This is a genomic window from Micromonospora maritima (assembly GCF_902825405.1).
GTDB classification, from domain to species: domain Bacteria; phylum Actinomycetota; class Actinomycetes; order Mycobacteriales; family Micromonosporaceae; genus Micromonospora; species Micromonospora maritima.
The window spans coordinates 1-2,593 of record NZ_CADEAU010000649.1; the positions used below are offsets into that span (position 1 = coordinate 1).

Here is a 2,593-nt window from a genome sequence, read left to right on the forward strand (position 1 = left end):
CCGGCCTGCCCGCGGCCGACTGACCCGCACGCACGACGCCGGCTCCCCGCTGGGGGAGCCGGCGTCTCGGCGTACCCGGAAAGGAGGCCGGCGCCCGACGGCGCCGGCCTGCGGCCCGGTCAGTTCTCCCGGCTGTCGCCGTGCCCGCGTGGGTGGCGCCACCTGTCGTTCGGCGAGTCGTCCCGCTCGGCGCCCAGGATGTTCTGCTCCGGCTCGTCGGTCTGGTCGAAGCTGGGCCGGATCACCCCCTCCGGCTCCGGCACCTCGACCGGCCGCGCGCCGGACTGCGGCGCGGGCTGGTACTCCACCGCCTCCCGGGCGCCGTGCGCACCCTCGGCCGCCGGCGACTCCGGCGTCCGCCTCTCGTGGTGCATCTCCTCGGCGAAGTGCTGCGGCGGCTTCGTGCTGCGCTGGGGCAGGTCGCGGCCGAGGTCGGAGACGAGCGGGCCGTACTTGGCGTCGAAGGCCGGCCGCTCGGAGCGGATCCGGGGCATCCGGTCGAAGTTGCGCAGCGGCGGCGGGCAGGTGGTGGCCCACTCCAGCGAGTTGCCGAAGCCCCACGGGTCGTCCACCGTGACCATGGCGCCGTACCGCCACGACTTCCACACGTTGTAGATGAAGAACAGCGTCGACGCGCCGAGGACGAACGAGCCCACGGTGGAGATCTCGTTCAGCACCGTGAAGCCGTCGCTGGGCAGGTAGTCGGCGTAGCGCCGCGGCATGCCCTCGTTGCCCAGCCAGTGCTGCACCAGGAAGGTGGCGTGGAAGCCGACGAACATGGTCCAGAAGTGGATCTTGCCGAGTCGTTCGTCGAGCAGCCGGCCGGTCATCTTCGGGAACCAGAAGTAGACCCCGCCGAACGCGGCGAACACGATGGTGCCGAAGAGCACGTAGTGGAAGTGCGCCACCACGAAGTACGAGTCGGTGACGTGGAAGTCCACCGGCGGGCTGGCCAGCAGCACGCCGGTCAGGCCGCCGAGCAGGAACGTGACCAGGAAGCCGACCGCGAACAGCATCGGCGTCTCGAACGTGATCTGCCCCTTCCACATGGTGCCGATCCAGTTGAAGAACTTCACGCCGGTGGGCACCGCGATCAGGTAGCTGAGGATGCTGAAGAACGGCAGCAGCACCTGGCCGGTGGCGAACATGTGGTGTGCCCACACGCTCATCGACAGCACCGTGATGGCGACGGTGGCCAGGACCAGGCCGGTGTAGCCGAAGATCGGCTTGCGGGAGAAGACCGGGATGATCTCGGTGATGATGCCGAAGAACGGCAGCGCCACGATGTAGACCTCGGGATGCCCGAAGAACCAGAACAGGTGCTGCCACAGCATCGGCCCGCCGGTCGTCGGGTCGTAGACGTGCGAGTGCAGGATCCGGTCCGAGGCGAGCGCGAACAGCGCGGCCGCCAGCAACGGGAACACGAAGATCACCAGGACGCTGGTGAGCAGCATGTTCCAGGTGAAGATCGGCATCCGGAACATGGTCATGCCGGGCGCGCGCAGGGTCAGGATCGTGGTGATCAGGTTGACCGCGCCGAGGATCGTGCCCAGACCGGAGATGGCCAGGCCGACCACCCACATGTTCGCCCCGACCCCCGGGCTGTGCTGGGCGGTGCTCAGCGGCGTGTACGCGGTCCAGCCGAAGTCCGCCGCACCCTGCGGGGTGACGAACCCGCCCAGCACCATCGTCCCGCCGAACAGGTACAGCCAGTACGCGAACGCGTTCAGGCGGGGAAACGCCACGTCGGGGGCGCCGATCTGCAACGGCACGACGTAGTTGCCGAACGCGAACACCAACGGGGTGGCGAACAGCAGCAGCATGATCGTGCCGTGCATGGTGAACATCTGGTTGTACTGCTCGGGGGAGAGGAACTGCATCCCCGGTCGGGCCAGTTCGGCCCGGATCACCAGGGCCAGCACGCCGCCGATCAGGAAGAAGATGAACGAGGTGCCCAGGTAGAGCAGCCCGATCACCTTGGCGTCGGTGGTCCGCAGCAACCGCCACAGCGCGTTGCCCTTCACCGCCTCCCGGACAGGGCCGGGATATCCCCCGAACCGGGCCGGCGCGAGGATCGCGGGCCCCCGGTCTCGTGCCGGTTCCGTGACTACCCGCTTGGGCATGGCATCTCACCCCGTGTGACGACAGACAGGACGGGCGCGCGTACCCGGCCCTCTGCCCATGTAACCAGGCGAGAGCGGAGAATTCGGTCAGTTCGCCGGGAGCATGGCCCAGACGACCTTGCCGGCGCCGACCGGCGTGCTGCCCCAGCGCTGGGTCAGCTCGCGAACCAGCATCAGCCCGCGGCCCCCCTCCGCCCGCGGGTCACGGGAGGTCGCGGCCCGCGCGTCGGCCGGGCTGCCGTCCAGCACCGCCACCCGCAGGTACGGCCGGCGCAGCGTCAACGTCACCTGCATCGGGGTGCCGGCGTGCCGCACCACGTTGCCGACCAGCTCGCTGAGCACCAGCGACGCCGGCCCGGCCAGCTCCGGCACGTTCCACCTGCCGCACGCCTCGGTCACCAGCTCCCGGGCCCGCCGGCAGGCACCGGCGACCGGCTCCAGCCGCGCCCGCAACCGCGGCGACGCGGCCG

The 2,593-nt window shown here is 70.1% G+C and carries 2 protein-coding genes; both read right to left on the minus strand.

The annotated features are described in order from the left end of the window. Positions 1-119: 119 nt before the first annotated feature. Positions 120-2,123, minus strand: coding sequence for an aa3-type cytochrome oxidase subunit I (gene ctaD / locus HUW36_RS30545; protein WP_174531256.1), 2,004 nt, complete (start codon positions 2,121-2,123; stop codon positions 120-122). 87 nt (positions 2,124-2,210) lie between these two features. Next, positions 2,211-2,593 (minus strand): ATP-binding protein (locus HUW36_RS30550; RefSeq protein ID WP_174531257.1); only part of this gene is annotated, 383 nt, incomplete at its 5' end.